Below are 15,708 nucleotides of genomic sequence, written 5' to 3'. Positions count from 1 at the left end.
GTGCTTTTCAGTTACTGGTTATTGACGGTGATGTAGGGGTCCCACGTGTAGTTTGGGCCAATCTGGTTCAGGTCACGGTCCAGTAGCACGAAGGTGATGGTGTACCAGAGTTTCCCCGGGTTCAGCGCCGTGGACTGCCACATGGTGTAGATCACATCGGTTTTGGAAATGCCGCCGGCGGCGCCTTTGTTCAGGTATGGCACCACACCGGGGATGTTGAAGGATTGCGGTGTCGACATGGTGCCTTTGTAGTCACCGCCCTGGTGGGGATCGCCACTCTCGACGTCCTTGATCAACGCGATACGGTCGAAGTTGCGCGACAGGGTAGTGGCACGCCAGCGGATGTTGTCACCGGGCTTTACGTCGAACCACAATTCGTTGCCACCTTCTCCGGTGTTGCCGCTGGCATGGCTGTCGACAGCATCGCGGGTCACCAGCATGGAAATCGCACCGCCCACGTCGTTGGGGTGCGCGAGCAGGTAATCGGCATCGACATTGACCAGCACATCAATGGTTTGGGTAGTTCCAGACATGTTATCGCTCCTTGATGAACAGCATTGAAGACCGCGCCCTCGAAGGGCGTCCGGGCCACCCGGTCCCTGGGTGCGATCTCGGGAGGAACGATAGGTGATGGCTTTATGGAGTCAAATTTCGTTTCGTTGACGCTGGCGAAGCGCAGCGGCAGCCAGCGCGGGCTACTGTTTTGATCTCATTGCTTTCTTGGCAATCTCCTAAGGGGCCTCAGGCGTTTATCTGGCGACAGCAGTAGGAAAAAGCGGACAGAGGGTATCGGCAATGTCTTTCAGCAGGCTGACTCCGACAAGGGATTTGAGTCAGCCTTGAATATCGTGCCCGCAGCAATTTTCTACGGGAGCAAAGCTTGCTCGCCAATAGCGGTGGATCTGCTTGCATCGTTGTTGAATGTACTGCCGTCATCGCGAGCGGGCTCGCTCCCACAGTGATCGTGTCGGGCTTGAATACCCGGCTCGCCTCAGACCTTCTATGGGAGCGAGCCTGCTCGCGATGGCGTCAGGTCAGCTTGCATCCCTGGCGACTGTGCCGAAGCCTTCGCGGGCAAGCCCGGCTCCCACAGGTCCGGCGGCGTCCAAAAAGGTCATGCACACCGCCGAACCACTGTGGGAGCGAGCCTGCTCGCGATGGCGTCAGGTCCGCTTGCATCCCTGGCGACTGTACCGCCGCCTTCGCGGGCAAGCCCGGTTCCCACAGGTCCGCGGCGTCCACAAAGGTCATGCACAACGCAAAGCCACTGTGTGGGGCTTGCTCGCGAAAGCGGTGGGTCTGCTTGCATCATTGTTGAATGCACCGCCGCCTTCGCGGGCAAGCCTGGTTCCCACAGGTCCGGGGGCGTCCACAAAGGTCATGTACACCGCAAAACCACTGTGGGAGCGAGCCTGCTCGCGATGGCGATAGTCCTGCATGCATGGTTGTTGAATGTACTGCCGCCATCGCGAGCAAGCTCAGCTCCCACAGATCCAGCGGCCTGCACTGAGCTCATGAGCACCGCAGCCCTGCGGCGAGGGGACTCACACCCCCTCTCACAGGGGCTCAGCGTTCGAGTTCGCGTTGTTCGATCACGCCGAATACGTCCGCCACGTCCTGGACCAGGATTCGTGCAACGTTGGTGACGGTGTTGATGTCGCTCGTCGACGAATCCCGCAGGCTGGTGCAGGCCATCAGGGTCAGGTAGTCGAGCGTGGCGTGCAGGCGTTCGCTGACACAGGCGTGCAGCTCGGGCATCGGGGCTCGGGTGTCGATCAGCAGGACGGGGTGGGTGGTGGCGGTTTGGGTAAGTGGGGTGAAGCGGTCGGATGATTCATTCGTTGTCATAAGGTCGGGCTCCATCAAGAAAATGACCAGCCACCTTTCTGCTGCGAAACAAATGGGTGGCAGTTACGCGAGGGTTCGCAGACCGAGGAAGAGCCCAACCCGGCAGGCCCGAAGGCCTCCCGCGCGCAACCGCCATAAAATGAACGCCGGCAAGTTTGCCTGAATTCATTCGACGGTACTCGGACTTTTCATGTGGGCTGCGAAACCCAGCCACTGACCCAGGCCAGCGACGAACCCAACTATAGAAGCCGATTTCCACCCCCACAACCGCAGCCCGAGCACGCTTGTAGGACGCCCACGAACCCCGTGGCGAGGGAGCTTGCTCCCGCTCGGTGGCGCAGCCGCCGTAAAACCGCTGCTTGCCGCGTGCCTGGCGAAACCGGATGGTTTGTTTGGGGCGGCTTCGCCCCTTAGCGTGCGTAAGCTCCCTCGCCATGGGAGGCAAATTCCTACGAGATTTTCGGAAGATCGTGGTTCGCCGCTGCCTGGATGAATCAGCGGACTCACCCACCTGTTTTGTGATCTATAGTTTCCCGAGTCAATCGAGTATCCGTTTCGCCCGAACGCCGCATGGAATGTGCAGGTATTACGCAGGGAGCAATATCATGTCGTTTCAACGGCCAGATGGGCTGAGGTTGGCCTCCGATATCGCCGGGACCGCGGGCAGCGCCTCCCAGGCCATGCATCACACCTTTCGGCGTGGGCTCGGTCATGTCCGGGAGGCTTACGTTCTGTTCCCGCTGCTGGCGGCTTTCCTGTTGCTGGCCATCTGGTTGACGACGCTGTACCTCATCAACAGTGAATTGGCGCGGGCGCGGCATAACGCAGCGGCGGTCAGCCTGGAGATCAGCGCCACCTACGAAGCGCAGATGTTGCGCGCGGTGCACGAGATCGACCAGACCCTCAAGCTCGTCAAATACACCTATGAGGCCGAGAGCCAGCGCAACCCACTGCCCAGGCTGAAGGAGCGGGCGCTGTTGCCGCCGTCGCTGCTGTTCGACGTGAGCGTGGTCGACGCCGACGCCAGACTGGTGGCCAGCACCCGGGCCAACGAAACGCAGGCGATCAACGAAGCGGACGACCTGAGCACTCTGCGGCACAACGACACGCTCCTGATCAGCCGTCCCTGGAAGAATCCGTTGAACGGTGAGTGGCGGCTACGCTTCAGCCGTCGCCTGAATGCGGTGGACGGTGCGTTTTCGGGGATCGCCCGGGTCGAGGTCGACGCGAACTACTTCGTCAGCAGCTACGACGCCTCTAAGCTCGGCGAGCAGGGGGTGTTCGGCTTGCTGGGCACCGATGGCGTGTTCCGGGTACGGCGCACCGGGGAGGCCGTGCAGGCCGGGGACACCGTGGATTATTCGGCATTGGTGCCGGACACCGAGGACACCGAGGCGCTGTTGCTGACCAACCACTGGGACGGCGTGCGCCGCTACACCAGTGCCCGCCAGCTCTACGACCTGCCACTGGCGGTGATCGTCGGGTTATCCGAAGAAGAGCAACTGGCGACCGTCACCCAACAGGCCCATACCTACCTGTGGCGGGCCGCCGCTGGCAGCCTGGTGCTGATGTTTCTGGTGGTGGTGTTGAGCCGGATGAGCTGGCAGCTGGCACAGAGCCGCCAGCGCGCCGCTGAAGCCCAGACCCAACTGGTGGCCGTTGCCCGCCAGGCCGGCATGGCCGAGATTGCCACCAACGTCCTGCACAACGTGGGCAATGTGCTCAATAGCGTGAACGTCTCTGCCGAAGTGCTGACGCAAAAACTGCGCACCAGCAAAGCCCTGGGGCTGGGCAAGGCGATGCAGTTGATGAACCAGCACACCGAGGACCTGGGCCACTTCATCTCGGAAGACGAGAAGGGCAAGCTGTTGCCTGGCTATCTGAACCAGGTGGTGGAGGCGCTGGCGGTCGAACAGAAGAGCATGGCCGAGGAACTGGAGCAACTGACCAAAAGCATCGATCACATCAAGGAAGTCGTGGCCGCCCAGCAATCGTATTCAGGCGCGTCCAGTCTCCGCGAAACCGTGCAGGTGCCGCACTTGATAGAGGATGCGCTGCGCATGAATGCCGGCGTCCTCACGACCCGGCGGGTCACGGTGGTGCAGGAGTTTGCTGCGCTGCCACCGGTGGAGCTGGACAAGCATCGGGTACTGATGATTCTGGTCAACCTGATAAAGAATGCCGGTAACGCGATGGTCGACATGACGGATCGCGCCCCGTTGATCACCCTGCAGGGCGAGTTGACGACTGACCAGACCCTGGTCATCCGGGTGATCGATAATGGCGAGGGGATCGCCGAGGACAACCTGGCGCGCATCTTTGCCCATGGCTTCACCACGCGCAAGGAGGGCCATGGCTTTGGCTTGCACAGCTGCGTGCTGGCCGCCATGGAAATGGGCGGCGCCTTGACGGTCCATAGCGCCGGGCCGGGACAAGGCGCCACGTTCACGTTGGAATTACCCAGCAAGCCCTCGCCCCTGGCAGTGCGCGCATGAATCAGCAGGGGGTGACGTTTTGTCGTCTACAATTTCGTTCGTGGCAGCGCCGAATGTTCACTGAGCCTACGTTACAAGGATTAGAACGCATGGTGGCAGTCTTTCCAGGCAACCCTTCAGCCAGTCTCGAAAAACCACCCAGGGCGCCGGCATGCCTGGATGAAGTCATCCTGCTGGCAAGGCTGCACTGATCCATGACGCCCAGACTCAACCCCCTGGCGCTGGCCATAATGGCGCTGTACGCCTGCAACACGGACGCGGCCGAGACCGGCGCCGGCGAAACACATGGACCAACGTTTTCGGTGAGCAGTTTCGGCACAGTAGGGATGGTTCACTCCAGCGAGAAAAACGCCGACTTCACGTCCAGCATCTACAAGCCCAATGGGGCTGGGCACACCCATGACTGGAGTGCGAATGTCGACAGCCTGGTCGGCGCCCAGGTAACGGCGCGCTTCAACCCGCAGCTGTCTGCCGTGGTGCAGGTCATTTCCGAGCAACGTTACGACAACAGTTACCGGCCCTCCCTCGAATGGGCGAACTTCAAATACCAGGTCACGCCGGATTTCAGCCTGCGCATCGGTCGCACGGTGCAGCCGGCCTTCCTGTTTTCCGACAGCCGCAAAGTGGGCTACACGTTGCCCTGGGTGCGTCCGCCGGGGGAGGTCTACAGCATGATCCCCGTGACCAGCGCCGACGGCATGGATCTCAGCTACCGGCTGCATTGGGGGGATGTCACCAACACTGTGCAAGGCAACGTGGGGCAGAGCACCGTGAAAATGCCCAATGACACCGGCGAGACCCGCGCCCGGGATTCATGGGGTATTTCCAACCTGACCGAATACGGCGCCTTGACCACCCGCGTTACCTTCCAGCAGACGCACCTGACCTACGAACCGTTCAACCCGCTGTTTGATGATTTCCGCCAGTTCGGCGAGCAAGGCAACGACATTGCCGACCGCTACGACCCCAAGGACAAGCGTTACGATTTCATCGGCCTGGGTGCCATCTATGACCCAGGCGACTGGTTCATCATGGGTGAATGGGGGCATCTCAGAAGCCATGCGGTGTTTGGCGAGATGAGCGCCTGGTACGTCAGCGGTGGCTACCGGATCAACGCGTTCACGCCCTATGTCACTTATGCGCGGTCGAAGACCCTGAGCGAAACGTCCACCGACGGGCTCGATGCCTCCAGCCTGCCACCCGAGCTGGCAGGGCCGGCGGGGGAACTCAACGGTGCCCTCAACGGCATTCTGGGTTCAGGCAGCCGCCAACAGACCTGGTCCCTTGGCGTGCGCTGGGACTTCGCTCCAAACATGGACGCCAAGCTGCAGTACGACCATACGCGTCTGGGCAACAATACAACGGGGCCATTGACTAATTTCCAAGCGGACTTCGAGCCGGGCGGCTCGTTCAGCCTGATCAGCCTCGCCGTGGATTTTGTTTTCTGATGGCCCCGATCATGCGGCTTCTAAGGCACACCCGGTGCGCGGTGGCGGGCATCGTCCTGTCCGCAGGCAGTGCGCTGGTCATGGCCGACGTGGTGGTGGTTGTCTCCAACGCCAGCCCGGTGAAGGCGCTGGCGGACAATCAGGTGGCCAATATCTTCCTGGGCAAGACCAATCGTTTTCCCGAGGGTGGGCAGGCGGTCCCCGTTGATTTGCCCGAAGGCTCGGCGATCCGCGATGAGTTCTACACCCGGTTCACCGGCAAATCCGCCGCGCAACTCAAGGCGCACTGGTCAAAAATTATCTTTACCGGCCGGGGCCAACCGCCGGAGGCCTTGTCAAACAGCGAGGAAGTGAAAAAGCATCTTGCCGGTCACCCCGACGGCATCGGCTACATCGATGCCCGTGAAGTAGACGACAGCGTTCGGGTGCTGCCGTCGGCGCCGCAGTGAGTTTCAGGTATCCGTCTTCTGCGCTTGCAGCAGTACCTCGAACTGATCGGCGGGCACCGGCTTGTTGAAGTAGAACCCCTGGAATTCGTCGCAGGCATTGTCCCGCAGGAAATCCGCCTGTTCCTTGGTTTCCACGCCCTGGGCGACCACCGTCAGGCTCAGGCTCCTGCCCATGCTGATGATGGCCTCGGTCAGGGCCCGATCTTCCGACACGCTGCTGACGTCGCGGATGAACGAGCGATCGATCTTGATGGAGTCGAGTGGGAACTGTTGAAGGGCCGAGAGCGAGGAGTAGCCAATCCCGAAGTCGTCGATGGCGATCCGGATGTTCAATTTCTTCAGCCCGGTGAGCACCTGTAGCGCGTTCCTGACATCCTGCATCAGCAGGCTTTCGGCGATCTCCAGCTCCAGCAGGCTCGCATTCATACCGGTCTCGGCCAATATCATGGCGAGATCCGTCAACAGATGCTCGTCGACAAACTGCCGCGCCGTCAGGTTCACCGCCATGCACAAGTGCGGCAGCCCTAGCTGTTGCCACGCCACGTTTTGCAGGCAGGCCGTCCTGAGTACCCACTTGCCAATCGGTACGATCAGGCCGGTCTCTTCGGCCACCGGAATGAATTGCATGGGCGCCACCAGGCCCAGGTCCGGGTGTTCCCAGCGTAGCAGGGCTTCCATGCCGGTGATCTGGCCGCTGCGGATATCGCGCTTGGCCTGGTAGTGAAGGCGAAATTCGTCACGCTCCAGGGCATGACGCAAACCGATTTCCAGCGTTTGCCGTTCCAGTGACTCCGCATTCAGCCTTTCGGAGTAGAACTGGAAGGTGTTCTTACCTTGCTGCTTGGCCTGGTACATCGCGATGTCGGCGTTTTTCTTCAGCGTCTGTTCGTCGAGGCCGTCGCGCGGATAGAGGCTGATGCCGATGCTGGCGGTGACGCGAAACTCTTGCCCTTGAAGGTTGAAGGGCCTGGCAATCGCGCCGAGGATTTTCTGGGCGGTGGTTGCCACGAACTTTTCATCCGACAGCTGCGGCAGCAGGATCACGAATTCGTCGCCGCCCAACCGGGCAACCAGGTCGCTTTCGCGCAGGCACGTCTTGAGGCGGTTGGCGACTTCTTGCAACAACTGGTCACCGGCGTCATGGCCGAGGGTGTCGTTGATCAGTTTGAACCGGTCGAGGTCGAGGAACAGCACGGCCATCTGCCGTTTGTAGCGGCTGGCTTCGCGGATGTTCTGGATCAACAGCTTGCTGAACAGGCTTCGATTCGGCAGCGCGGTGAGGCCGTCGTGGTAGGCCAGGTACTCGACGCGCTCGGCATGGGCGACCTTGGCTTCGGCGGCCTGCAGGCGGCTCTGCGCAAGCTGCCAGCTCATGCGGCTCAGCAGGCCGACCAGGCAGATCAGCAGCAGGCTGGCGCCGGCCGCTCGCCGCAGGTAGGCGTGCGCCTGGCGGGTCACGGCGACCAGTTGTTCCTCTTCGGATAACCCGACAATCACGGCCAATGGGAAGTCATAGAGTTGACGGGCGCTGGTGTAACGTCGCACACCGTCCCAGCGGTTGGTCAGCAGCAGCGCCTGGGTGTCCTCGGTGTCCGGCACCAGCGCCCCGTAGTCGACGGCATCGCCGGCAAGCACGGTCTCGCCCGTGCGCCGGACCCGGAAGACGCCATCGGTGCCGAGCATCCCCAGTACCCCCTGGGCGCCGAGTTTGGAGGCGTCATAGCTGCTGACGAAATAGGCCGCGTCCACCTCGACCCGGGCCATCCCCGAGAGCGTGCCATCCGCAGCGTTGAGGCGTCGACTGAAGCGCACCCGCCATTCCCCGCTCAGGGAATCCTTCCAGGGACGGCTGATCAGCAGCGTGTCGTTGTGCCGTAGCGTGCGCAGTTCATCCGCAGTGTCGCTCTGGCGGCTGTCGTTGACCCGGGTGCTGGCCACCAGCCTGGCGTTGCCGTCGACCACGCTGACGTCAAACAGCAGGGCCGGCGGCAACAACGCCCGCTCCTTGAGCCCGGGGAGCGGGTTGCGCTCGCCTTCAGCCTCGTAGGCGTACTTGACCAGCTTGAGGGTCTGGTCGATTTCACGCAGCGCCCGCAGCATCTGTGCTTCGTAGGTGGCACTGATTTCCAGGCTCAGCGCGGCGGCATTGCGCTGGGCGCGGGTCTGTTCGACGTTGATGAGATAGAGGGTGGCGGACCAGAGGACGACCAGCAGGAGCATCGCCAGCAGCGGGAGCAGGATGTAGGCCTCCCGAAGGTGGCCAAGGCCATGTCGAATGAGTCGGCCGGTGGCACTGGGCTGCCTGTCTGCGGAGGTTGCGATACCGGGAGCTTCTCTCAGTCCACTCGTCCGTTGGATCGACATGATGTGCTCCGTGCGTTGTAGCGGCATCCGGGTTAGGGAACATCCGCCGGGGTCCCCCATGAGGATGGGATGGCAGGTGCTCCCGATAGCGCTCGTGCGAAAAGGTTTTTTTCAACTGATTCGCAGGAAACTATAGACCAGAAAATGACTTTGCCCCGGGCAGTGCGAAGGCGCTGGCGCGCAAGGCCATCGCCTTCTTTCTACTCAACGTCGCCCGGTGCGCGTGCTCACATCCACCCACACCGCCAGCACCAGGATGCTGCCCTTGACGATCATTTGCCAGTAGCTGTCGACGTCGAGCATCGACATGCCGTTGTCCAGGCTGGTGATGACCAGCGCGCCGAGGAGCGCGCCGTAGACGGTGCCGGAGCCGCCGCGCATGGACGTGCCACCGATGAAGCAGGCGGCGATGGCGTCGAGTTCGCCCATGTTGCCAGCCGAAGGGGAGCCCGCCGCCAGGCGCGCGGTGTTGACCATGCCGGCAAGGGCGCACATCACCCCCATGATGCCGAAGATCCACAGCTTGACCGCCTGCACGTTGATGCCCGACAGGCGCGTGGCTTCCATGTTGCTGCCCACCGAATACACGCGTCGGCCAAACACGGTCTGGCTGGTGACGTAGCTGAACACACCCAGCAGCACCAGCAGGAGCAGCACCGGTACCGGGATGCCGTCGTAGCTGTTGAGGGTGTAGACGAACCCGGCCAGTACCGCGCCGATCAAGACCACCCGCAGCACGTCGCGCACCAGCGAGTGTGCCGCCAGGCCATGGAGGGCGCGATTGCGCCGCTGTTTCCAGGTCAGGAACAGGGTCAGCGCGAACAGCACCACGCCCAGCCCGGTCCCCACCGTGTGTGGCAAATAACCCTGGCCGACGTAGACCAGCTCCGGCGACACCGGGGCGATGGTGGTGCCGCCGGTCACCCCCAGCAGGATGCCGCGAAACGCGAGCATGCCACCCAGGCCGACGATGAACGAGGGGATGCGCAGGTAGGCGGTCATGTAGCCGTTGCCCAGGCCGATCACCAGGCCGCACAAGGCGACCAGGCTCAGGTTTGCCAGCAGCGGGATGTGATAGACCACGTCGAGAATCGCCGCCAGGCCACCCAGCAACCCGAGCAATGAACCCACCGACAAATCGATCTCGCCACTGATGATCACCAGCACCATGCCGCAGGCAAGGATCCCGGTGATGGACATCTGCCGCAGCAGGTTGGACAGGTTGCGCGGGGTCAGGAACCCGCCCTCGGTCTGCCAGCTGAAGAACAGCCAGATCAGCGCCACGGCGATCACCAGCGCGAGCATTTTGTAGCGGGAAAAGAGCTGTTTGACCTGATTCATCTACGCGGACTTCCGATCATTATTGTTATGGCCATCGGGATGGCTGAGCGCGGCGGCAAGCACCTGTTCCTGGGTCAGTTCATGGTTGATGAAGTCGCCGCGCAACTGGCCTTCGCCGATCACCAGGACCCGGTCGGACACCCCCAGCACTTCGGCCAGCTCCGAGGACACCATGATGATCGACACGCCTTCGGCCGCCAGCGCGCCCATCAGCTTGTAGATCTCGTATTTGGCGCCGACGTCCACGCCACGGGTCGGCTCGTCGAGAATCAACACCCGGGGCTTGGTCAGCAGCATCTTCGCCAGGACGGCCTTCTGCTGGTTGCCGCCCGAGAGGCTGGTGATCGGCAGGAACGGGCTCGCCGTCTTGAGGTGCATGCGCGCGATTTCCTTGTCGATGCTGCCCAGTTCGGCTTCGGCGTCGATGCGGGTCATTTTTGAATAACTGTCCAGCACCGCCAGGGTGATGTTCTGGCCCACCCCCAGGTCGGGAATGATGCCTTGGCGCTTGCGGTCTTCAGGGACCATGCACAGGCCGGCGCGGATCGATTTGAGGGGCGTGCGCGTGTCGATCGGCTGGCCGTCCAGCCAGACTTCACCCTCGTGACGACCGGGGTAGGCGCCGAACAGCGCCGAGACCAGTTCCGTGCGACCGGCGCCCACCAGCCCGGCGATGCCGAGGATTTCCCCGCGCTTGAGGACGAACGAAATGTCGTCGACCCGTTTGCGCCTGGGGTTGTCGACGTCGTAGCAGGTGACATGGCGCGCCTCGAAAATCACCTCGCCGATGGCGTGGGGTTCGGTGGGGTAGAGGTTGCTCATTTCCCGCCCGACCATCTGGGTGATGATCTTCGGAATGTCCATGTCGCTCATGGCGGTCGTCGCGATGTGCTTGCCGTCGCGGATCACCGAAATGGTGTCGCATACGGCGGCCACTTCGTCGAGCTTGTGGGAGATGTAGACGCAGGCGACGCCCTTGGCCTTGAGGTCGCGGATGATGTCCAGCAGCACCTCGATTTCCGAGCGGGTCAGGGCCGAGGAGGGCTCGTCGAGGATCAGCAGGCGCGCCTGTTTGTTCAGCGCCTTGGCGATTTCCACCAGTTGCTGGTAACCGCCACCGTACTGGGACACCGGCAGCGAGACGTTCATGTCCGGCACCTTGAGTTCACGCATCAGCGCTTCGGCGCGGTGGATCATCGCGGGGTAGTTCATGCGCCCGCCGGGCAACGTCAGTTCGTGGCCCATGAAGATGTTTTCGGCCACCGACAGGTCGGGCACCAGGGTCAGTTCCTGGTGAATGATGACGATCCCGGCGGCCTCGGTGTCGCTGATGGACTGCGCCTTGAGCGGTTGTCCGTCCCAGAGGATCTCACCGTCCCAGGTGCCGTGCGGATAGACCGCCGACAGGACTTTCATCAGCGTGGACTTGCCCGCGCCATTCTCGCCGCACAGGCCGACGCACTCACCGGGCCGGACCTTGATATCAATGCCGTTCAGGGCCTTGACACCGCCAAAGGACTTGACGATGCCGTTCATTTGCAACAGGTAATCGGACATGGCAAGGACTCGTGGAAAAAGACTTACACATAAGCTTGCCGGTCAGTCCCCTGTGGGAGCGAGCCTGCTCGCGATGGCGATGGATCAGCTTGCAGCAATGTTGAATGTGCTGCCGTCATCGCGAGCAGGCTCGCTCCCACAGGGACTGTGTTTGACTGACCGGTGGTGCTCAGGTCACTGCCCGGCAATCTGCGCCTTGGTGTAGAAGCCATCCTTTTCCAGCAAATCGATGTTGTCCTTGGTCAACGGCGTCGGGGTGAGCAGGATGGTGTCGACTTTCTTGGCGCCGTTGTCGTACTGCGAGCTGTAGGTCGGTTTCTCGTTGCGCGCCAGTTGCACCGAGAGCTTGGCGGCTTCGGAGGCGATCAGTTTCAGCGGCTTGTAGACGGTCATGGTCTGGGTGCCATCGATCACCCGCTTGACCGCGGCCAGGTCGGCATCCTGGCCCGAAATGGGCACTTTGCCGGCCATTTTCTGCGCGGCCAGGGCCTGGATCGCGCCGCCGGCGGTGGCGTCGTTGGAGGCGACGATGCCGTCTATCTTGTTGCTGTTACGGGTCAGGGCATTCTCAACGATGCTCAGGGCTTCGGTAGGGTTCCATTCTTTCACCCACTGCTGGCCGACGATCTTGATATCGCCCTTGTCGATGGCCGGTTGCAGCACTTTCATCTGGCCTTCGCGCAGCACCTTGGCGTTGTTGTCCGTCGGTGCGCCGCCGAGCAGGAAGTAGTTGCCCTTGGGCGCTGCCTTGAGCACGCCGCTGGCCTGCATCTCGCCGACTTTTTCGTTATCGAAGGAAATGTACGCGTCGATGTCGGCGTTGAGGATCAGCCGGTCGTAGGACACCACCTTGATCCCGGCCTTCTTGGCTTCGGCGACGGCGTTGGTCAGCACCGTGGCGTTGAATGGCACGATGACGATCACGTCGACGCCCCGGGAGATGAGGTTTTCGATCTGCGAGATCTGCTTCTGCTCGTTGGCATCGGCCGACTGGACGAAGACCTTGGCGTCGAGTTTTTCCGCCGCCGCGACGAAGTAGTCGCGGTCCCGTGACCAGCGCTCCAAGCGCAGGTCATCAATGGAAAAGCCGATTTTCGGGTGGGCTGCGTCGGCCATGACCGGCAGAGAGAGCAAGGCGAGAGCGCCGGCGAGCAGGGTGCGTTTGAAGGTATTCATGGTGGTGCGTCCTTTTATTGTTGTTTGAAAGACACTGCCTGACGATGAGCGTGATGCCGGTGAAACTGTAGAGCGTTGCGTGGCGCCGTGGGCAGAGATTTGTCGCGCGAATGTCACAGACCGTTGGCGAGTCGGCATCGCATCCCGGGGGGCTGCTGCGCAGCCCGGCGGGAGCAAGCTCCCTCGCCACAGGTCAGGGGTAGATAAACCGGTTGACCACGTTTTCGAGCATTTCCTGGCGACCGCTGACGGCCTGCGGATTCAACTCGTTGGCGAAGGCATGTTCGGCCAACGATTCGAGGCTGAACTCACCGGCCAGCACGCCCTGGCCGAGCGGCTGTTGCCAGCCGGCGTAGCGCTGATCCTTGAACTGTTGGAGCTGGTCGTTCTGGATCATCGCGGCGGCGCGCTCCAGCGACAGGGCCAGGACGTCCATGGCGGCGACGTGGCCGTGGAACAAGTCGATGTCGTCCACGCTCTGGCGACGCACTTTGGAATCGAAGTTGAAGCCGCCATTCTTGAAACCACCGGCCTTGAGGATTTCATAGGTGGCCAGGGTCATTTCCTCGACGCTGTTGGGGAACTGGTCGGTGTCCCAGCCGTTCTGCGGGTCGCCGCGGTTGGCGTCGATGCTGCCGAAGATCCCCAATGAGGTCGCGGTGGCGATCTCGTGATGAAAACTGTGCCCGGCCAGGGTCGCGTGGTTGGCCTCGATGTTGACCTTGATCTCTTTCTCCAGGCCGAACTGTTGCAGGAAGCCGAACACCGTGGCACTGTCGTAATCGTATTGGTGCTTGGTAGGCTCCTGGGGCTTGGGCTCGATCAGCAGGTCGCCCGTGAAACCGATCTTGTATTTGTGCTCGACCACCATTTGCATGAAGCGGCCGAGCTGTTCGCGCTCGCGCTTGAGATCGGTGTTGAGCAGGGTCTCGTAGCCTTCGCGGCCGCCCCACAGCACATAATTGGAGCCTTTGAGGCGCTGGGTCGCGTTCATCGCGCTGAACACCTGGGCAGCGGCGCAGGCGAAGACTTCCGGGTCCGGGTTGCTGGCGGCGCCGGCGGCAAAGCGCGGGTTACTGAAGCAGTTGGCGGTGCCCCACAGCAGCTTGATCCCGGTCTGTTCCTGGTGGCGCTCCAGGTGATCGACCATCTGCGCGAAGTGGTTGCGATACTCCTTCAGCGAGCTGCCTTCCGGGGCAACGTCGGTGTCGTGGAAGCAGTAGTAGTCGATGCCCAGCTTGCTGAAGAATTCGAACGCCGCTTCGGCCTTGCCGATGGCCAGTTCCATCGGATCCCCGGCGTGCTGCCACGAGCGCTTGAACGTGCCGGCGCCGAACACGTCGGACCCGGGCCAGACGAAGGTGTGCCAGTAGCAGACCGCCATGCGCAGGTGCTCGCGCATGGGTTTGCCGAGGACGAGCTTGTCGGCGTCGTAGTGGCGGAAGGCAAGGGGTGACTGGCTGCTGGAGCCTTCGTAGCGAATCTTGTCGACACCGGGGAAGTACGGCATGAGCGGTTTCCTTTTTATTCTTGGCGGTGTCCCGATACTAAACCCGGCCCCGCAGCTGCTGATTATGAAAATCACCAACCGGTCGTTCGATTTTGTATTGAGCTTGGGCACGCGCGCGCCTAGTCTTGTGCGCATCGGCCCAGGATGAAAAACAATGAAAACCGTCCCGCCCGTTCACCGCATTGCGTTGTTGTTCAACGGCAGCAAGATCTATGACCGCGGCATCATCAGCGGCATCGGCAATTACCTGAGCAGCACCCGCGCGTCCTGGGACTTGTTCCTGGAAGAGGATTTCCTCTGCCGCTTGAAAGGCATCGAGCGCTGGCAGGGCGACGGGATCATTGCCGATTTTGACGACCCGCTGATTGGCGAGGCACTGGCCGGGATCAAGTTGCCGGTGGTGGCGGTGGGTGGCTCCTATCAGGATGCGCGGGCCTACCCGAAGGGCATTCCCTACGTTGCCACCGACAACGACGCGCTGATGAAGCTGGCCTACGAGCACCTGATCGAGGCCGGGCTGACGCGGTTTGCCTGCTTCAGCCTGCCGGAAGCGCAGGCCAATCGCTGGGCCCAGGAGCGGGAAAAGGCCTTTCGCCGGCTGGTGCAGCGCGATGGGCTGCACGTCGAGGTCTATCGCGGCATGGGCACCAGCGCACCGCTCTGGGACAGTGCCGTCGAACAACAGATCGCCTGGCTGCAAAGCCTGCCCAAACCCATCGGCATCATCGCCGTCAGTGACGCCCGCGCCCGGCAGTTGCTGCAAGCCTGCCTGACCGCCGGCATCGCCGTGCCGGAACAGGTGGCGCTGATCGGCATCGACAACGACCCACTGACCCGCAGCCTGACGCGGGTACCGCTGAGTTCGGTGATCCAGGGCACCGAGACCATGGGCCGCACCGCCGCGCGCCTGCTCCATCAGATGCTCCACGGCATGCCGTCCACCGGCACGCAGATCCTGGTCCCGCCGGATGCGATCAACGTGCAGGTCTCCAGCCTGCACCAACCGTTGGGCAATCCCTACGTCATGCAGGCGCTGCTGTTCATCCGCCAATACGCCTGCCAGGGCATCAAGACCGCCCAGGTGGCGGCGTATGTCGGCGTATCGCGCTCATCCCTGGAGTCGCACTTTCGCAAGGCACGGGGCTGCAGCGTTCACGACGAGATCCTGCGCTTCAAACTGGCAGCGGCCACCAATGGACTGGAAAACACCGATTCAGCGATTGCCGACATCGCCCAGAATTGCGGCTTCAAGTCGGCGCAGTACCTGCACACGGTATTTCGGCGCGAGTTCGGCTGCACGCCTCGGGAGTATCAGCAGGCACAAGCCACGGTGTGACTGTATTGCCGCCTTCGCGAGCAAGCCCGCTCCCACAGTTATCCGCGTCAGGCATGAATCTCTGGTTCGCCTCAGATCCCCTGTGGGGGCGAGCTTGCTCGCGAAGAGGGCAGCACATTCAGCTCATGGGTGACTGACCTACCGCTTTCGCGAGCGAGCCCGCTTGTGTCTTGCGCTGCGATTA

The 15,708-nt window shown here is 62.1% G+C and carries 11 protein-coding genes; 4 read left to right on the top strand and 7 right to left on the bottom strand.

Annotated features, from left to right (window positions below):
* Positions 1 to 11: 11 nt before the first annotated feature.
* Together J7E36_RS04500 and J7E36_RS04495 are read right to left on the bottom strand one after the other, a co-directional pair.
* On the bottom strand, positions 12 to 533 hold the full coding sequence (locus tag J7E36_RS04500) for an AidA/PixA family protein (RefSeq protein WP_215000289.1): 522 nt from the start codon (positions 531 to 533) through the stop codon (positions 12 to 14).
* A gap of 1,033 nt (positions 534 to 1,566) precedes the next feature.
* Positions 1,567 to 1,848, bottom strand: coding sequence for a fructose-bisphosphate aldolase (locus J7E36_RS04495; protein ID WP_215000288.1), 282 nt, complete (start codon positions 1,846 to 1,848; stop codon positions 1,567 to 1,569).
* A gap of 605 nt (positions 1,849 to 2,453) precedes the next feature.
* On the opposite strand from J7E36_RS04495, the gene J7E36_RS04490 reads away from it, so the two are divergent.
* The 3 genes from J7E36_RS04490 (at position 2,454) to J7E36_RS04480 (ending at position 6,240) form a co-directional block, all read left to right on the top strand.
* Complete coding sequence (locus J7E36_RS04490; RefSeq protein ID WP_215000286.1) at positions 2,454 to 4,343, top strand: sensor histidine kinase; 1,890 nt, start codon at positions 2,454 to 2,456, stop codon at positions 4,341 to 4,343.
* A 194-nt stretch (positions 4,344 to 4,537) separates the two neighbouring features.
* Positions 4,538 to 5,791 (top strand): porin, encoded by a 1,254-nt coding sequence (locus tag J7E36_RS04485; protein WP_215000284.1) that lies wholly within the window; start codon positions 4,538 to 4,540, stop codon positions 5,789 to 5,791.
* A gap of 11 nt (positions 5,792 to 5,802) precedes the next feature.
* Entirely contained in the window at positions 5,803 to 6,240 is a 438-nt protein-coding gene (locus J7E36_RS04480; protein ID WP_215000283.1) for a phosphate ABC transporter substrate-binding protein, read from the top strand.
* 3 nt (positions 6,241 to 6,243) lie between these two features.
* Here J7E36_RS04480 and J7E36_RS04475 read toward each other — a convergent pair whose 3' ends face one another.
* The 5 genes from J7E36_RS04475 to xylA form a co-directional block, all read right to left on the bottom strand.
* Complete coding sequence (locus J7E36_RS04475) at positions 6,244 to 8,460, bottom strand: putative bifunctional diguanylate cyclase/phosphodiesterase (protein ID WP_231286509.1); 2,217 nt, start codon at positions 8,458 to 8,460, stop codon at positions 6,244 to 6,246.
* Between the two features lie 348 nt (positions 8,461 to 8,808).
* The gene (locus J7E36_RS04470) at positions 8,809 to 9,945 is read right to left on the bottom strand and encodes a sugar ABC transporter permease (protein ID WP_215000281.1); all 1,137 of its coding nucleotides are present in this window, start codon (positions 9,943 to 9,945) and stop codon (positions 8,809 to 8,811) included.
* A complete protein-coding gene (gene xylG / locus J7E36_RS04465; protein ID WP_215000280.1) occupies positions 9,946 to 11,502 on the bottom strand; it encodes a D-xylose ABC transporter ATP-binding protein in 1,557 nt (518 codons plus the stop codon). It abuts the gene before it with no gap.
* A 174-nt stretch (positions 11,503 to 11,676) separates the two neighbouring features.
* Positions 11,677 to 12,678, bottom strand: a complete 1,002-nt coding sequence (gene xylF, locus J7E36_RS04460; protein WP_215000278.1) for a D-xylose ABC transporter substrate-binding protein — start codon at positions 12,676 to 12,678, stop codon at positions 11,677 to 11,679.
* Between the two features lie 193 nt (positions 12,679 to 12,871).
* A complete protein-coding gene (gene xylA / locus J7E36_RS04455) occupies positions 12,872 to 14,188 on the bottom strand; it encodes a xylose isomerase (RefSeq protein WP_215000276.1) in 1,317 nt (438 codons plus the stop codon).
* Between the two features lie 154 nt (positions 14,189 to 14,342).
* On the opposite strand from xylA, the gene J7E36_RS04450 reads away from it, so the two are divergent.
* Positions 14,343 to 15,524 carry a XylR family transcriptional regulator gene (locus J7E36_RS04450; protein ID WP_215000274.1) on the top strand — a complete coding sequence of 394 codons (1,182 nt, stop codon included), beginning with the start codon at positions 14,343 to 14,345 and terminating at the stop codon, positions 15,522 to 15,524.
* The last annotated feature ends 184 nt before the right edge of the window (positions 15,525 to 15,708 follow it).

Origin of the sequence: Pseudomonas fluorescens (assembly GCF_018614775.1) — a bacterium.
GTDB classification, from domain to species: Bacteria; Pseudomonadota; Gammaproteobacteria; order Pseudomonadales; family Pseudomonadaceae; genus Aquipseudomonas; species Aquipseudomonas fluorescens_BY.
The sequence above is the reverse complement of the archived record's forward strand: the minus strand, read 5'-3'. Positions and strand labels throughout refer to the sequence as shown.

Coding starts and splice junctions, on each gene's coding strand:
- J7E36_RS04500 (WP_215000289.1), bottom strand. CDS start 533: ATGTCTGGAACTACCCAAACCATTGATGTGCTGGTCAATGTCGATGCC.
- J7E36_RS04495 (WP_215000288.1), bottom strand. CDS start 1,848: ATGACAACGAATGAATCATCCGACCGCTTCACCCCACTTACCCAAACC.
- J7E36_RS04490 (WP_215000286.1), top strand. CDS start 2,454: ATGTCGTTTCAACGGCCAGATGGGCTGAGGTTGGCCTCCGATATCGCC.
- J7E36_RS04485 (WP_215000284.1), top strand. CDS start 4,538: ATGACGCCCAGACTCAACCCCCTGGCGCTGGCCATAATGGCGCTGTAC.
- J7E36_RS04480 (WP_215000283.1), top strand. CDS start 5,803: ATGCGGCTTCTAAGGCACACCCGGTGCGCGGTGGCGGGCATCGTCCTG.
- J7E36_RS04475 (WP_231286509.1), bottom strand. CDS start 8,460: ATGCTCCTGCTGGTCGTCCTCTGGTCCGCCACCCTCTATCTCATCAAC.
- J7E36_RS04470 (WP_215000281.1), bottom strand. CDS start 9,945: ATGAATCAGGTCAAACAGCTCTTTTCCCGCTACAAAATGCTCGCGCTG.
- xylG (WP_215000280.1), bottom strand. CDS start 11,502: ATGTCCGATTACCTGTTGCAAATGAACGGCATCGTCAAGTCCTTTGGC.
- xylF (WP_215000278.1), bottom strand. CDS start 12,678: ATGAATACCTTCAAACGCACCCTGCTCGCCGGCGCTCTCGCCTTGCTC.
- xylA (WP_215000276.1), bottom strand. CDS start 14,188: ATGCCGTACTTCCCCGGTGTCGACAAGATTCGCTACGAAGGCTCCAGC.
- J7E36_RS04450 (WP_215000274.1), top strand. CDS start 14,343: ATGAAAACCGTCCCGCCCGTTCACCGCATTGCGTTGTTGTTCAACGGC.